Raw genomic sequence first — 15,666 nt, forward strand, 5'->3', positions numbered from 1 at the left:
CTTCCTGGCTTCTAGCAGACTGCGTTCGGGGTTTTGCAGGATTTCCTTAATGAAAAGACTGGCTACACCGCCACCGGCGCCTTGATGGCGGGGTGGTGTTCGTAGCCCACCACTTCGAAGTCTTCGTAGGCGTAATCAAAGATGGATGCGGGCCGGCGCTTGATCTGCAGCGTCGGGTAGGCGTAGGGCTGGCGCGCCAGTTGGGTCTGCACCTGCTCGAAATGGTTGCTGTAGATATGGCAGTCGCCGCCGGTCCAGATGAAGTCGCCCACCTGCAGGTCGCACTGCTGCGCCACCATGTGCGTGAGCAGCGCGTACGACGCGATGTTGAACGGCACGCCCAGGAAGATGTCTGCGCTGCGCTGGTAGAGCTGGCAGCTCAGTTTGCCCGGCTCACCAGCCACCTGCGATGGCGCCACGTAGAACTGGAAGAACGCGTGGCAGGGCATGAGCGCCATCTGGTCCAGCTCGGCTACGTTCCAGGCGCTCACGATGATGCGGCGGCTGTCGGGGTGGGTCTTGAGGGTGTCGATCACTTGCTGGATCTGGTCGATGTGGCCTCCGTCCGGCGTGGGCCAGCTGCGCCACTGCACGCCGTACACGGGGCCCAGGCTGCCGTCGTCGCGCGCCCACTCGTCCCAGATGGTGCAGCCGCGCTCCTGCAGCCAGCGCACGTTGCTGTCGCCGCGCAGGAACCACAGCAGTTCCAGGATGATGGACTTGAGGTGCACCTTCTTGGTGGTCACCAGGGGAAAGCCTTCGGCCAGGTCAAAGCGCATCTGGTGGCCGAACACGCTCCTGGTGCCCGTGCCCGTGCGGTCGCCCTTGGCCGTGCCATGTTCGAACACATGGCGCATCAGGTCTTCGTATTGGTGGCGGATGGGGCGTGGGGTCATGGTCTTGAATGAAAAGTGGCTCCAGCGCTTGCTAGACAAGCGCCAACAGCTCTCATTTTTGAAGAATGCAGCCCGGGTTCATGAGGCCCTGCGGGTCCAGGGCCTGCTTGATGGCGCGCATCAGCCCCAGGGCCACGGGCGACTTGTACTGCGCCAGCTTGTCGGCCTTGAGCACGCCCACGCCGTGCTCGGCCGAGAACGAGCCGTCGAACTGCGCCACCGCGTCGTACACCAGGGCGTTGACGCGGTCCTCCTGCGTGCGCAGGAACTCCCGCGCATCGCCGCCCGCGGGCGCCTGTACGTTGTAGTGCAGATTGCCGTCGCCCAGGTGGCCGAAGTTGACCAGGCGCACGCCGGGAATCTCGCGCTGCAGCAGCGCATCGGTGTGCTCCACGAACGCGGGGATGCGCGACGCGGCGATCGAGATGTCGTGCTTGATGTTCAGGCCTTCTTCGGCCTGGGCCAGCGGAATGCTCTCGCGGATATGCCACAGCTCATGCGCTTGCGACAGGCTCTCGGCGACCACGGCGTCGAGCACGCAGCCGTCCTCGAAGGCCAGTTCCAGCAGCGCCTCGAAGCGCTGGCGCGCATGCTCCTCGGATTCGCTGTCGCTGTTTTCCAGCAGCACGTAGTAGGGTGGCGCGCCGTCCAGCCCGGCGAACGGCACGCGCAGCTGCGGCATGTGCTTGATGACCAGCGACAGCGCGAACTGCCCCATCACCTCGAAACCCGTGAGCCCGGCCCCCAGGTGCTGGTGCGACAGGCCCAGCAGGCGCACGGCCGCCCCCATCGACGGCACGGCGGCCCAGGCGGTGAGCTGCGCGGCGGGCTGGGGGAAGAGCTTCATGGTGGCCGCGGTGATGATGCCGAGCGTGCCTTCGCTGCCGATGTACAGGTCGCGCAGGTCGTAGCCGGTGTTGTCCTTGCGCAGGCCGGAGAGGCCGTTCCACACCTCGCCCTGGGGCGTGACCACCTCCAGGCCCAGGCACAGCTCGCGCGTGTTGCCGTAGCGCACCACCTGCGTGCCGCCGGCATTGGTGGACAGGTTGCCGCCGATGGTGCAACTGCCTTCGGCGGCAAGCGACAGCGGGAACAGCAGATCGGCTTTCTCGGCCGTCTCCTGCAGGGCCTGCAATATGCAGCCGGCCTCCACCGTCATGGTGAGGTTGTCGCGGTCGATGGCGCGCACCGCATTCATGCGCGTGAGGCTCAGCACCACCTGCGTGCCGCTGCTGTCGGGCGTGCTGCCCACCGACAGGCCGGTGTTGCCGCCTTGCGGCACGATCGCCGCGCCGGCATCGGCACAGGCGCGCACCACTGCTGCCACCTCGGCCGTGGAGCCCGGGCGCACCACGGCCAGGGACTTGCCATGGGAGCGCTTGCGCCAGTCCTGTTCATAGGCGGCAAGGTCGCCCTCGGTCAGTACATGGGCGGCGCCGACGATCTGGCGCAGGGTGTCGAGCAGGGCAGTGGTCATGGCGGTCAATCCAGTCGATGTCAGGCAAAGGCTCAGCACGCTCATGCAGGCGCGGCAGCGCGGGCCGCCTTGGCGGCACGCTGGCGCAGCCGCACATGCAGCGCGCAGGCGGTGAACAGCAGCAGGCACAGCACGATCTCCAGGCCCGCCAGCCAGTTGCCGGGCGCCGGGTCGCTCCAGGCGCGCACCACCCCTTCGGTGAAATACAGCCACACCAGCAGGCTGACCCAGCGATAGGTGTACATGCGCCGCTTGAGCAGCCCGGCCAGCGGCACCGCCAGCGGCAGGGCCTTGAGCGCCAGCCAAGAGCCGCCCGGGCGCACCGGCGCCAGCCACAGCTCCCAGGCCAGGCACAGCACGATCAGCGCCGCCAGGCTGCCCACGGCCAGCCAGCGCGTGGCCGCCACGTCGGTGGCGATGTGCAGGGCGGGGGCGGGGGGCAGGGTTTCGCGATGCATGGGGCTGGCATCATATCGGTCATGTCGTTGTCCCTACAGTCCATTGCAGTGCGTGCCGAGGAGTGGCTGGTGGAGCTTTCCCACTTCCCCTGGCGCACCACCGCGCAGACGCTGCGCGAGCGCTTTCGCGAGGACCGCCTGGGGTTGACGGCCAGCAGCCTCACCTTCACCACGCTGCTGTCGCTGGTGCCGTTCGTGACGGTGGCGCTGGCCATGTTCACCGTGTTCCCCATGTTTGCCGAGATGCAGCTCGTGCTGCAGCGCTGGCTGGTGGACAGCCTGGTGCCCGACAGCATCTCGCGCCCGGTGCTGGGCTACCTCACGCAGTTCGCCGCCAAGGCGCATGGCCTGGGCGCGGCGGGCTTGTCCATCCTCATGGTGACCGCGCTGGCGCTGATCCTCACCATCGATCGCACGCTCAACAACATCTGGCGCGTGCAGCGCCTGCGCCCGCTGGGCCAGCGCGTGCTGATCTACTGGGCCGCGCTCACGCTCGGTCCGCTGGTGCTGGCGGCCAGCCTGGCGCTGACCACCTCGGTCGCCAGCGCCGCGTCGCGCGGTATCGGCGACACGCTACCGGGCGGAGCGCGCCTGCTGTTCGATGCGATCGAGTTCTTCGTGCTGGCCGCCGGCATGGCGGCGCTGTACCGCTATGTGCCCAACACCCAGGTGCACTGGCGCCACGCCTGGGCGGGCGGGGTGTTCGTCGCCGTGGGCATCGAGCTGGCCAAGAAAGTGCTGTCGCTGTACCTGGCGTCGGTACCCACCTATTCGGTGCTGTACGGCACGTTCGCCACGCTGCCCATCTTGCTGCTGTGGGTGTACGTGGCCTGGGTCATCGTGCTGCTGGGTGCGGTGGTGGCCGCCTATCTGCCGAGCCTGCTCGCCGGCGTGGCGCGCTGCGCCACGGGCGAGGGTTGGGCCTTCTTGCTGGCCGTGGAGGTGCTGCAGCAGCTGCACCGCGCGCGCCAGCAACCGCCCCACGGGCTGAGCGTGCTGGAGCTGGCCCAGCGGCTGCGCGTGGATGTGCTGCAGGTGGGGTCCGTGCTGCCGGTGCTGGCGGCGCTGGATTGGGTGGTGCGGGTGGACGAGACGGCCGCCGACGGGTCCGACGCAGCCGACGCACGCTACGTGCTGCTGGCCGAGCCGGCCACCACGCACATGGAGCCCCTGGTGCAGCGCCTGCTGCTGGCGCGCACCCCGCCGCTGGAGCGCCTGTGGGCGCACACGGGGCTGGAGGTGCTCACGCTGGCCGACGTGCTGCCGCGCGAATCCGCGCAGCGGCCGCCTGAGATGCTCCTTAAACGATAGCTGTTAGCGCTTGATAGGTAAGCGCTAGAGGCTGTTTTGGCCTAAATCCTGCGCGGCCGCCGCGCCGTGCAGTACCGCGCCCTCCAGCGTGGCGGGGTAGGGCCCTGCCACGTAGTCGCCGCAGGCCTGCAGGCCGGGCGCAATCACGCGCGGCGGGCGCGCCAGGGCGGGCGTGCAGGCAAAGGTGGCACGCTTTTCCACCACCGTCTGCACCGCGCGCAGGCCGGGCAGGGCCAGGTCCTCGGCCGCCTGGGCCAGCACGTCGCGCTCCAGCGCGGTGCGCTCGCCCTCGAAGGCGCTGACCACGAACGCCAGCAGCCCGGCCGGGCCGCCCAGCAGTGCGCGGTCGAAGACGAACTGCGCGGGCCGTTGTGCCCGCGCGCGCAGCGCCAGCATGGGGCGGGGCAGCAGCGGGGTGCGCGCTCCCGGCAGTTCGGCATACACGGTGGCGATGGCGCCAAAGCGCAGTGCCTGCGCACCGGCGGCCCAGGTCTGCAGGGCGGGGCGCTCGGCTGCGGGCACGGCGGCGTCGGCCACCAGGCGGGCGGACTCGGTGCTGCTGGTGGCCAACAGCACGGCGTCGAACGCGCAGCCGTCCACGCGCCAGCCGGCCTCGTCGCGTGCGAGTGCCTGCACGCGTTGGCCGCGGTGCACCGCGTGGCCGCGCTGCTGCAGCCAGTGCGCCGCGGGCTCGGGGAACAGCGCGCCCAGGTCGGTGCGCGGCAGCAGCAGGTGGGAGCCGCCGCGCCCGGCAAACAGGCCGTCGTGCAGTACGCGCAAAAACACCTGGCCGCAGGACTGGTCCACGGGCGTGTTCAGCGCCGACACGCACAGCGGCGCGATGAACTCATCCACCAGCCGCTGCGGCAGGCCCGCGCACAGATCCGCCACGCTGGCGCCCGGCGCGCACTGAAAGCCCGCCAGGCGCCAGCGTGCGGCGCGCGCCAACAGCGCGGCGCGCTCGCGCAGGCTCCAGCCGCGGGCGCGGGCAATGGCGGCCAGCGCATCCCAGGGCGGGGCCGCATCGGGCAGGGCCAGGCCGCTGCCGTCCGGGAACACCAGCGCCAGCGGCAGGCGCAGCAGGGCGGAGTCGGGCGTGACGCCCACGGCGCGCATCAGGCGCAGGCATTCGGCATAGGCGCCGATGAGGATGTGCTGGCCGTTGTCCAGCACCAGGGGCGAGCCGTCCGCGCGCTGGGCGGCCACGGCGCGCGCGCGCCCGCCCAGGGTGCGGCTGGCCTCGAACACGCTGACCGTGTGGCCCGCCTGGACCGCGTGCACGGCCGCGGCCATGCCGGCCCAGCCGGCGCCGACGATGGCAACCTTCACATCATCCCCAGCGCCTGCACCTTCCAGGCCAGCCAGAACTTGCGCAGCGGCGTGAGGCTCGTGCGCTGGTGCAGTACCTGGAAGTTGTCGGCCTCGATCTCGCGCAGCAGCGTGCGGTAGATGCTGGCCATCATCAGGCCGGGCTTCTGCGCGCGCCGATCCACGTCGGGCAGCAGCGCCAGCGCCTGGTCGTAGAAGAGGTGCGCGCGCTCGGCCTGAAAGCGCATCAGCGCGGTGAAGCGCTCCGAATACTCGCGTTTGGTGATCTCGTGCGCCTTCACATCGAACTGCTGCAGCTCGGAAATGGGCAGGTAGATGCGCCCGCGCATGGCGTCCTCGCCCACGTCGCGGATGATGTTGGTGAGCTGGAACGCCAGGCCCAGCTTGTGCGCGTACTGCGTGGTGCGCTCATCTTGCTGGCCGAAGATGCGCGCCGCCACCTCGCCCACCACGCCGGCCACCAGGTGGCAGTAGCGCGCCAGGCCCGCGAAGTCCAGGTAGCGCGTCTGCTCCAGGTCCATCTGGCAGCCCTCGATCACGGCCAGCAGGTGGCGCTGTTCGATGCCGTAGGCGGCCGCATGCGGCATCAGCGCCTGCATCACCGGGTGGCTGGGTTGCCCGGCAAAGGCCTTGGCCACCTCGCCCTGCCACCAGGCCAGCTTGGCCTGGGCCACGCTGGCTTCGGAGACTTCGTCCACCACGTCGTCCACCTCGCGGCAAAAGGCGTAGAAGGCCGTGATGGCCGTACGCCGCTCGCGCGGCAGGAAGAGGAAAGCGTAGTAGAAGCTGCTGCCGGAGGCGGCGGCCTTTTGCTGGACGTACTGTTCAGGACTCATGGGGGCGTGATTCTCCCATGGCCCTGGGCGGGGCTCGCGGGGGAAACATGCGCAGCGCAGGGCCAGAGCGCTGCGCCGCCGCAACGTCACTGGCCAGACGTGGAAATGTCATGCCGCTGTCGTGGCGCCGGCCCACCATGCCTGTTCATGATGCGCGACGATGCCTTCCTGAACGCCTGGAAATCCTCCGCGGCCCGGCCGCCGGACGACCCGGCGGATGATGCATGCGACCCGGCGCGCCCCCCGCTGCGCTACCGCACGCTCTGGATCTCCGATCTGCACCTGGGCACGCCCGGCTGCCAGGCGCAGGCGCTGCTGGACTTTCTCAAGCACACCGAGTGCGAGACGCTGTTTCTGGTGGGCGACATCATCGACGGCTGGCAACTGCGCCGCCAGTGGTACTGGCCGCAGGCGCACAACGACGTGGTGCAGAAGCTGTTGCGCAAGGCCCGCGAGGGCACGCGCGTGATCTTCATCCCCGGCAACCATGACGAGTTTGCGCGCCGTTATGTGCAGCTCAACTTCGGCGGTGTTGCCGTCGCCGAGGACTGGGTGCACGAGACGGCCGACGGCCGCGCGCTGTGGGTGATCCATGGCGACCTGTTCGACGGCGTGATCCAGTGCGCCAAGTGGCTGGCCCATGTGGGCGACTCGCTCTACGAATTCACGCTCAAGCTCAACCGGCACCTGAACACCCTGCGCGCGCGCCTGGGGCTGCCGTACTGGTCGCTGTCCAAATATCTCAAGCTCAAGGTCAAGCGCGCCGTGAGCTACGTGGGCGACTTCGAGAACGCGGTGGCGCGCGAAGCGCGCAAGCGCGGCCTGCACGGCGTGGTGTGCGGGCACATCCACCATGCGGAGCTGCGAGACATCGACGGCATCCTGTATGCCAACGATGGCGACTGGGTGGAAAGCCTCAGCGCGCTGGCCGAGCACGCCGATGGGCGCCTGGAGATCCTGCACTGGGCGCAGCACATGCCCGTGCAGCGCAAGAGCGGCGCACAACTACCGCAACCCATTCCTGTCACTACGGATTGAAGTCCATGGCGCCTGAAGCTGCCCCGTTGGTCGAGCTGATCTATTTCAATGCCGGGGGCGGACACCGCACCTCCGCGCTGGCGCTGGAAGCGGCCATCGCCCGCGCCGGGCTGCCGTGGCAGGTGTGCCGCACCAATCTCTTCGAGGTGCTGGACCCGAACGCGCGTTTTCGCCAGTGGACGGGCATGGAACCGGAAGACGTCTACAACAAGCGCCTGGCCCGGGGCTGGACGCTGGGGCTGACGCACGAGTTGCGCCTGCTGCAGGGCATGATCCGCTGGAACCACCAGCGGCTCATGCAGTCGCTGCGCCGGCACTGGGCGGCACGCCGGCCGGCGATGGTGGTGTCGCTGGTGCCCAACTTCAACCGCGCCATGGCGGACGCGCTGGAGCAGGCCCTGCCAGGCGTGCCCTACGTCACGGTGATGACCGATCTGGCCGATTGCCCGCCCAGCTTCTGGATGGAGCCGCAAACCCAGCAGATCGTGGTCTGTGGCTCGCCTTATGCCGTGGACCAGGCGCGCGCTGCGGACCTTCCGCCCCACCGCATCTGGGAAACCTCGGGCATGGTGCTGAGTGCGCAGTTCCATGCGCCGGTGGACCAGGATCGTGCCGCCGAGCGGGCGCGGCTGGGGCTGGACGAGCGTCCCGTGGGGCTGGTGCTGTTCGGCTCCGAGGGTTCCAGGGAGATGGTGACGATAGCCCGCCGCTTGGCGGACACCCCGCTGATCCTGGCGTGCGGGCGCAACGCGGCCCTGGCGCAGGATCTGCGCGCGCTGCGCCGCAACGCGCCTACCGTGGTGCTCGAATACACGCGCGAGATGGCGCGCGTCATGCAGCTGGCGGACTTCTTCATCGGCAAGCCGGGCAGCGGCAGCCTGAGCGAGGCGGTGCACATGGGGCTGCCGCCCATCGTCACGCGCAATGCGTGGACCATGCCGCAGGAGCGTTACTGCACGGAATGGGTGGGTGAGCAGGGCCTGGGACTGGTGTTGCCGAGCTTCCGGTCCATCGCATCGGGCGTGCAGGCCCTGCTGGCCGACCTGCCGCGCTACCAGGCCGCGACGCGGCGCATGCACAACCGTGCGGCGGCCGAAGTGCCGCAGGCGCTGGCGCAGATCCTGCGCCATGCGCAGGCCCGCGCCGAATGGGCCGGGCGCTGGGTGGCCTGAGGGTTGCACGCGCGCCGCGCGATGCGGTGATGGGGCCCCATTGACCCCCGCGTGCTCGCGCTGCTGCAGCCGGTGGGGCGGCCCTTACATGCGCGCGGCGCGCGCCAGCATGCGGGGCCAGTCGAGCGTGCCCAGCCGCGGCCGCGCGAGCAGGCTGGCGCCATCCAGCGCCTGTACCTTGTCCAGGATGCGCAGGCCGCCCTGCACGACCAGGCGCAGTTCCCACCCCACGCGGCCGGGCAGCCGGTGTACCAGGGGGCTGCCCTGGAGCATGAGAGCGCGGGCCCAGTCCGCGCAGTCCAGCACCAGTCGGTCGCTGGCGGCGGAGCGGCGCTGCGCCGCGAGGTCCGCGCGCGCCACGCCATGGGCGGCGCAGTCGGCATCGGTGAGGTAATGGCGCCCGCGGGGCAGGTCCACGCTCAGGTCCTGCCAGAAGTTGATGAGCTGCAGCGCGGTGCAGATGGCGTCGCTCTCGCGCAGTGCGTCCTGCCCGTGCACGCCGTACAGGTGCAGCAGCAGGCGCCCCACGGGATTGGCCGAGCGGCGGCAGTAGTCCAGCAGCGCGGCGCGGTCGGCGTAGGTGGCGCCGGCCTCGGTCAGGGTGACGTCCTGCATGAAGGCGTCCAGCAGGTCGTCCAGCAGCGGCACGGGCAGCTGGTGGCTGCGCAACACCGCCTGCAGCGGCCCAAACACGGCGGCCCAGCGCGTCTGGGGGGAGTGCCCGGCCGCCACGGATTGAAGCTCGGCGCGGTAGGCACGCAGGTCGGCCAGGCGCTCGGCGGCGGTGGCCGTGCCCTCGTCGGCAATGTCGTCGGCCGTGCGCGCAAACGCGTAGATCGCGGCGATCGGCGGGCGCAGCCGTGGCGGGCACAGCAGCGAAGCCACGGGAAAGTTCTCGTAGTGCGTGACCGGCGGCGCCTCGGCGGGCGCGGTGCGCGGATCGCGCAGGGGGGCGGGGGACTCGGGATGCTTCACGCGGCCATTGTCGTGCTTGACAAGAGCGACCGGCCTCTCATAGCTTACTAACCAGTCAGTCAGTAATTTGGCATACCGGATGTTTCCATGACCCACCCTGTCGCACAGCGCGCCGCGGGCCTGCCGGGCCCGTCTTCATTGCAACCCCGCCGCGGGGTTTTTTTGTGGCCGCCGCGTGGCGGCGTGGCGGGTGCTGCACTGGTGCTGGCCGTGGCTGCCTTGGCGCTGGCGGGATGTTCGCGCCGCGAGCCGGCGCCAGAGCCGGTGCGCGCGGTGAAACTGCTCACCGTCGGCGTGGCGCCCCTGCAGATGCACCTGGAATACGCGGGCGAAGTGCGCGCGCGCGTGGAATCGCGCCTGGGTTTTCGCGTGGCCGGCAAGATCGTGCAGCGCCAGGCCGAGCTGGGCCAGCGCGTGCAGGCCGGCCAGGTGTTGGCGCAGCTGGATCCGCGCGACTATGAGCTGGCTGCGCAGGCCGCGCGCGCCCAGGTGGCGTCCGCCACCACGCAGCGTGATTTGGCCGCGGCGGATTTCGAGCGCTTTTCCAAGCTGCGCGCGCAGAACTTCATCAGCGGGGCGGAGCTGGACCGCCGCCAGGCTCAGCTGAAGGCCGCGCAGGCTTCGCTGGACCAGGCGCGCGCGCAGCTCGCTTCCCAGGGCAACCAGACCGAGTACACGCGCCTGGTGGCGGATGCGCCGGGGGTGGTGACGTCGGTTGACGCCGAGCCCGGCCAGGTGGTGTCTGCGGGCACGCCGGTGGTGCGCATTGCTCGCGACGGCCCGCGCGACGCGGTGTTCTCGGTGCCGGAGGACAAGGTGGGCCAGTTGCGCGCAGGGCAGGCCGTGCAGGTGCGCGCCTGGTCGGGCGACGCGCTGCTGCAGGGCCGGGTGCGCGAGGTGGCGGCCAGCGCCGATCCGGTGACGCGCACCTTCCTCGTGAAAGTGGCGGTGGAGGGCGCGGACGTGCCGCCGCTGGGCGCCACCGTGTATGTGGCGCCGCAGGTGCTGGCGCGGGGCGGCGTGCAGGCGATCAAGCTGCCCACCAGCGCCCTGCGCCAGGAGGGCGGCCAGACGGTGGTGTGGGTCTATGAGGCCAAGGACGGCAGTGCCACCGGCACCGTGCGCCTGCAGCCGGTGCAGATCGCCACGGCCGACGGCAACGAGGCCGTGATCGCCGCCGGCCTCACCCCCGGCATGCAGGTGGTGGCCACGGGCGTGCATGTGCTGGCCCCGGGACAGGTGGTGACGGTTTACAAGCCAAAAACGGCTCCAACGCCCGAAGGACAAGCGCTACCAGCTATTAATAATGAAGCGCCAGCGGCCTCCGCTGCCGCTCGCTGAGGAGCCGCCCCATGCAGCAGACGCAGCCCAAGCAGGGCTTTAACCTGTCGCGCTGGGCGCTGGAACATGCCGCGCTCACGCGCTACCTGATGGTGGTGCTGATGGTGCTGGGCATCGCCGCGTACTTTCAGCTGGGGCAGGACGAGGACCCGCCCTTCACCTTCCGCGCCATGGTGGTGCGCACCTACTGGCCCGGCGCCACGGCGCAGCAGGTGGCCGAGCAGGTGACGGACAAGATCGAGCGCACCCTGCAGGAGGTGCCCTACGCCGACAAGATCCGCAGCTACAGCAAGCCGGGCGAGTCGCAGATCATCTTCGAGCTCAAGGACTCGTCCAAGCCGGCGGAGGTGGCCAACATCTGGTACCAGGTGCGCAAAAAGGTGGGTGACATGCGCTACCAGCTGCCGGGCAATATCCAGGGGCCGTTCTTCAACGACGAGTTCGGCGACGTGTACGGCGTGATCTACGCCCTGCAGGGTGAGGGCTTCAGCTATGCCGAGCTGAAGGACTTCGCCGACGACGTGCGCCAGCAGTTGCTGCGCGTGAGGGACGTGGCCAAGGTCGAGCAGTTCGGCGTGCAGGACGAGCGCGTCTGGGTCGAGGTCTCGCAAAAGCGTCTGGCGCAGCTGGGGCTGGACTTCAACGCGGTGTTGCAGCAGCTGGGTGCGCAGAATGCGGTGGAGAGCGCGGGCGCGATCCAGTCGCCACAGGACGTGGTGCAGGTGCGCGTGGGCGGGCAGTTCACCAGCGTGGAGCAGCTGCGTGACATGCCGATCCGCGGCGGCTCGGGAGCCCAGCTGCGCCTGGGCGACATCGCCGAGGTGCGAAGGGGCTATGTCGATCCGCCGGGGGTGAAGGTGCGCTTCCAGGGGCACGAGGTCATCGGCCTGGGCATCTCCATGGCCAAGGGTGGCGACATCATCCGGCTGGGCAAGGCGCTGCGCGCTGCAGCGGCCGACATCCAGGCGCGGCTGCCGGCCGGCGTGCAATTGCACCAGGTGCAGGATCAGCCAGCGGCCGTGGCCGATTCGGTGGGCGAGTTCATCAAGGTGCTGATCGAGGCAGTGGTGATCGTGCTGGCGGTGAGCTTCATTTCGCTGGGGCTGCACAAGGGCGGGCGTTTTGGCTGGCACGTGGACTACCGGCCGGGCCTGGTGGTGGCGATCACCATCCCGCTGGTGCTGGCCGTGACCTTCCTGGCCATGCACTATCTGGGAATAGGGCTGCACAAGGTGTCGCTGGGGTCCCTCATCATCGCGCTGGGGCTGCTGGTGGACGACGCCATCATTGCCGTGGAGATGATGGTGCGCAAGATGGAGGAGGGCTACGACAAGGTGCGCGCGGCCACGTTTGCGTATGACGTGACGGCCAAGCCCATGCTTACCGGCACGCTCATCACGGCCGCGGGTTTCTTGCCCATCGGCATCGCCAAATCGGTCACGGGTGAATACACCTTCGCGATCTTCGCGGTGACGGTGATTTCGCTGGTGCTGTCGTGGATCGTGTCGGTCTATTTCGTGCCCTACCTGGGCACGCTGCTGCTGAAGGTGAAGCCGCATGCGCCCGATGCGCCGCCGCCCGAGGTGTTCGACACGCCGTTCTACCACCGCTTCCGGCACATGGTGGACTGGTGCGTGGCGCACCGGTGGATCACCATCGGCGCCACCATCGGCATCTTCGCGCTGGGGCTGGTGGGCATGGGGCGCGTGCAGCAGCAGTTCTTTCCCGACTCCAGCCGGCCGGAAATCATGGTGGACCTGTGGTTCCCCGAGGGCACCTCCTTCGCAGCCAACGAGGCCGTGGTGCGCCGGGTAGAGCAGCGGCTGATGGAGCAGGAAGGCGTGGCCAGCGTGGCCGCGTGGGTGGGTTCGGGCACCCCGCGTTTTTACCTGCCGCTGGACCAGGTGTTCCCCCAGCCCAACGTATCGCAGTTCATCGTGCTGGCCAAGAGCCTGCCCGAGCGCGAGTCGCTGCGCCTGCGCCTGCCCCGGTTGTTGGCCGAGGAGGTCCCCGAGGCGCGCGGCCGCGTGAAGCTGCTGCCCAACGGCCCGCCCGTGCCCTACCCGGTGCAGTTCCGCGTGGTGGGCAGCGACCCGGCCGTGCTGCGCGAGCGCGCCGACGAGGTGAAGGCGCTGATGCGCGGCAACGCCAACCTGATCGGCGTGAACGACAACTGGAACGAGTCGGTCAAGGTGGTTCGCCTGGAGGTGGACCAGGACAAGGCGCGCGCGCTGGGAGTGACCAGCCAGTCCATCGCCCAGGCTTCGCGCATCATGTTCAGCGGCTCCACGGTGGGGCAGTACCGCGAGGGCGACAAGCTCATCGAGATCGTGCTGCGCCAGGCGCAGGACGAGCGCGAGGCGATCTCCGACATCGGCAACGCCTACCTGCCCACGGCTTCGGGCCGCTCCATTCCGCTCACGCAGATCGCCAGGCCCGTGTTCACCTGGGAGCCGGGGGTGATGTGGCGTTGGAACCGCAACTACGTCATCACCGTGCAGGGCGACCTGGTGGAGGGGCTGCAGGGCGCCACCGTTACGGCGCAACTGCTGCCCGAGCTGCGCGCGCTGGAGGCCCGCTGGCGGGCGGCCGGTGAGAAGGGCGTGCGCATCGAGGTCGCGGGTGCGGTGGAAGAGAGCAGCAAGGGCTCGGCCTCCATCGTGGCGGGCGTGCCCGTCATGCTGTTCATCGTGTTCACGTTGCTGATGCTGCAGCTCCATAGCTTCAGCCGCTCCGTGCTGGTGTTCCTCACCGGCCCGTTGGGGATTGCGGGGGTAGCTGCGGCGCTGCTGCTGCTGAACCGGCCCTTCGGCTTTGTGGCGCTACTGGGGGTGATCGCCCTCATGGGCATGATCCAGCGCAATTCGGTGATCCTGATCGACCAGATCGAGCTCAACCGTGCGGCCGGCGTGCCCGCGTGGGACGCGATCGTGGCGGCGGCCGTGTGGCGCCTGCGGCCCATCGTGCTGACGGCGGCGGCGGCGGTGCTCGCCATGATCCCGCTGTCGCGCAGCGTGTTCTGGGGGCCTATGGCCGTGGCCATCATGGGTGGACTGGTCGTGGCCACGGTGCTCACGCTGCTGGCACTGCCCGCGATGTACGCAGCGTGGTTTCGTGTGCGGCGGCCCGATCCCGGAGCGCCGATAACCGATTCCATTTAAAGGCGGGCCGCAACAGGGTAAAATCTGCCGTTTGACCTATTTCACCGGGGTGGCCTGCTGTGCCTGCCATCCGGGTGGCTTTCAGAACTGCGCGGGTGGCGAAATTGGTAGACGCACCAGGTTTAGGTCCTGACGCCAGCAATGGTGTGGGGGTTCGAGTCCCCCCCCGCGCACCAACGTGAGACTTTGGCGGAACGTGGTGCAGGCTTGCACTGCAAGTCGGCACGGTCCACATCCAGACACTAGGAACAACCATGGCCGTAACTGTTGAAACCCTTGAAAAGCTTGAGCGCAAGATCACGCTGAGCTTGCCCCTGACCACGATCCAGACCGAAGTGGACGCGCGCCTCAAGCGCCTGGCCCGTACGGTGAAGATGGATGGTTTCCGTCCCGGCAAGGTCCCTATGAGCGTAGTGGCTCAGCGTTACGGCTATTCGGTGCAATACGAAGTGCTGAACGACAAGGTGGGCGAGGCGTTTGCACAGGCCGCCAATGAAGCCAACCTGCGCGTGGCAGGCCAGCCCCGCATCACGGAGAAGGACGGCGCGCCTGAAGGCGAAGTGACTTTCGAGGCCGTGTTCGAGGTGTTCCCCGAGGTCAAGATCGGCGATCTGTCCACCGCGGAAGTCGAGAAGCTCTCCGCCGAAGTGACCGACAGCGCCATCGACAAGACCTTGGACATCCTGCGCAAGCAGCGCCGTACCTTTGCACAGCGTGCCCTGGCCGCTGCTGCAGAAGACGGCGATCGCGTGACGGTGGATTTCGAGGGCAAGATCGACGGCGAGCCCTTCCAGGGCGGCAAGGCCGAGGACTTCCAGTTCCTGGTGGGCGAGGGCCAGATGCTCAAGGAATTCGAAGACGCAGTGCGCGGCATGAAGTCGGGCGAGAGCAAGACCTTCCCCCTGGCCTTCCCCGAGGACTACCACGGCAAGGACGTGGCTGGCAAGACGGCTGACTTCATGGTGACCGTCAAGAAGATCGAAGCGGCCCACCTGCCCGAGGTGAATGAGCAACTGGCCAAGTCGCTCGGCATTGCCGACGGCACGGTGGAAGGCTTGCGCGCCGACATCAAGAAGAACCTGGAGCGCGAAGTCAAATTCCGCCTGCTGGCCCGCAACAAGCAAGCCGTGATGGACGCTCTGGTGTCCAAAGCGGAACTGGATCTGCCCAAAGCCAGCGTGCAGGCTGAAATTGCCCGCCTGCTGGAAGCTGCACGCGCTGACCTCAAGCAGCGCGGCATCAAGGACGCCGACAAGGCCGAAATCCCCGAGGACGTGTTCCGCCCTCAGGCCGAGCGCCGCGTGCGCCTGGGCCTGGTGGTCGCCGAACTCGTGCGTGCCAATAACCTGCAGGCCAAGCCGGAGCAGTTGAAGGCCCACGTGGACGAGCTGGCTGCCAGCTACGAGAAGCCTGAGGACGTGGTGCGCTGGTACTTCAGCGACCGCAATCGCCTGGCTGAGGTGGAAGCCGTGGTCATCGAGAACAATGTGACCGACTTCGTGCTGGGCCAGGCCAAGGTGAACGACAAGGCCGTGTCCTTCGATGAACTGATGGGCCAGGCCTGAGTAGCTGGCCCTTGCCCCGGGCTTTGACCCAGGGGTGAGGACGAAACCCGGCGGGGCTTGTGCTTTGCGGCACAAGCCCCAATTCATTTTCTGGGTACAGTATCCGC

General features: G+C 68.7%; 12 protein-coding genes and 1 tRNA gene. 7 read left to right on the forward strand and 6 right to left on the reverse strand.

Going from position 1 to position 15,666, the window contains the following annotated elements:
- Window positions 1–62: 62 nt before the first annotated feature.
- From OX89_RS15085 to OX89_RS15095, 3 genes are read right to left on the reverse strand one after another with little or no spacing between them, the layout of a single operon-like run.
- A complete protein-coding gene (locus tag OX89_RS15085) occupies window positions 63–896 on the reverse strand; it encodes a thymidylate synthase (protein WP_047351250.1) in 834 nt (277 codons plus the stop codon).
- Window positions 897–948: 52 nt separating this feature from the next.
- Window positions 949–2,373: an FAD-binding oxidoreductase gene (locus tag OX89_RS15090; protein WP_047351251.1), complete on the reverse strand. Its 1,425-nt coding sequence runs from the start codon at window positions 2,371–2,373 to the stop codon at window positions 949–951.
- A gap of 41 nt (window positions 2,374–2,414) precedes the next feature.
- Window positions 2,415–2,831: a DUF2069 domain-containing protein gene (locus OX89_RS15095; protein WP_011804631.1), complete on the reverse strand. Its 417-nt coding sequence runs from the start codon at window positions 2,829–2,831 to the stop codon at window positions 2,415–2,417.
- 21 nt (window positions 2,832–2,852) lie between these two features.
- Here OX89_RS15095 and OX89_RS15100 point away from each other — a divergent pair, with 21 nt between their 5' ends.
- The gene (locus OX89_RS15100; RefSeq protein WP_011804632.1) at window positions 2,853–4,142 is read left to right on the forward strand and encodes a YihY family inner membrane protein; all 1,290 of its coding nucleotides are present in this window, start codon (window positions 2,853–2,855) and stop codon (window positions 4,140–4,142) included.
- Window positions 4,143–4,166: 24 nt separating this feature from the next.
- On the opposite strand, the gene hpnE is transcribed toward OX89_RS15100, so the two are convergent.
- Window positions 4,167–5,471 (reverse strand): hydroxysqualene dehydroxylase HpnE, encoded by a 1,305-nt coding sequence (hpnE, locus tag OX89_RS15105; RefSeq protein WP_047351252.1) that lies wholly within the window; start codon window positions 5,469–5,471, stop codon window positions 4,167–4,169.
- Window positions 5,468–6,307 (reverse strand): presqualene diphosphate synthase HpnD, encoded by an 840-nt coding sequence (hpnD, locus tag OX89_RS15110; protein ID WP_015912817.1) that lies wholly within the window; start codon window positions 6,305–6,307, stop codon window positions 5,468–5,470. Before hpnD ends, hpnE begins: the two co-directional genes overlap by 4 nt.
- A 147-nt stretch (window positions 6,308–6,454) precedes the next feature.
- Between hpnD and OX89_RS15115 the strand changes: the two genes are divergently transcribed.
- Both OX89_RS15115 and OX89_RS15120 read left to right on the forward strand, forming a co-directional pair.
- Window positions 6,455–7,345 carry a UDP-2,3-diacylglucosamine diphosphatase gene (locus OX89_RS15115; RefSeq protein ID WP_047351253.1) on the forward strand — a complete coding sequence of 297 codons (891 nt, stop codon included), beginning with the start codon at window positions 6,455–6,457 and terminating at the stop codon, window positions 7,343–7,345.
- Between the two features lie 5 nt (window positions 7,346–7,350).
- Window positions 7,351–8,517 (forward strand): glycosyltransferase, encoded by a 1,167-nt coding sequence (locus OX89_RS15120; protein ID WP_047351254.1) that lies wholly within the window; start codon window positions 7,351–7,353, stop codon window positions 8,515–8,517.
- Between the two features lie 84 nt (window positions 8,518–8,601).
- Here OX89_RS15120 and hpnC read toward each other — a convergent pair whose 3' ends face one another.
- Complete coding sequence (hpnC, locus tag OX89_RS15125) at window positions 8,602–9,492, reverse strand: squalene synthase HpnC (protein ID WP_047351255.1); 891 nt, start codon at window positions 9,490–9,492, stop codon at window positions 8,602–8,604.
- Between the two features lie 87 nt (window positions 9,493–9,579).
- Between hpnC and OX89_RS15130 the strand changes: the two genes are divergently transcribed.
- The 4 genes from OX89_RS15130 (at window position 9,580) to tig (ending at window position 15,559) form a co-directional block, all read left to right on the forward strand.
- Complete coding sequence (locus tag OX89_RS15130) at window positions 9,580–10,833, forward strand: efflux RND transporter periplasmic adaptor subunit (protein WP_047351256.1); 1,254 nt, start codon at window positions 9,580–9,582, stop codon at window positions 10,831–10,833.
- Window positions 10,834–10,844: 11 nt separating this feature from the next.
- Window positions 10,845–13,994 carry an efflux RND transporter permease subunit gene (locus tag OX89_RS15135; RefSeq protein WP_047351257.1) on the forward strand — a complete coding sequence of 1,050 codons (3,150 nt, stop codon included), beginning with the start codon at window positions 10,845–10,847 and terminating at the stop codon, window positions 13,992–13,994.
- An 89-nt stretch (window positions 13,995–14,083) separates the two neighbouring features.
- A tRNA-Leu gene (locus OX89_RS15140) sits at window positions 14,084–14,170 on the forward strand.
- A 78-nt stretch (window positions 14,171–14,248) separates the two neighbouring features.
- Window positions 14,249–15,559: a trigger factor gene (tig, locus tag OX89_RS15145; protein ID WP_047351258.1), complete on the forward strand. Its 1,311-nt coding sequence runs from the start codon at window positions 14,249–14,251 to the stop codon at window positions 15,557–15,559.
- Window positions 15,560–15,666: the final 107 nt, after the last annotated feature.

It is taken from the genome of Diaphorobacter sp. J5-51, assembly GCF_001023515.1.
GTDB lineage: Bacteria > Pseudomonadota > Gammaproteobacteria > Burkholderiales > Burkholderiaceae_C > Diaphorobacter > Diaphorobacter nitroreducens.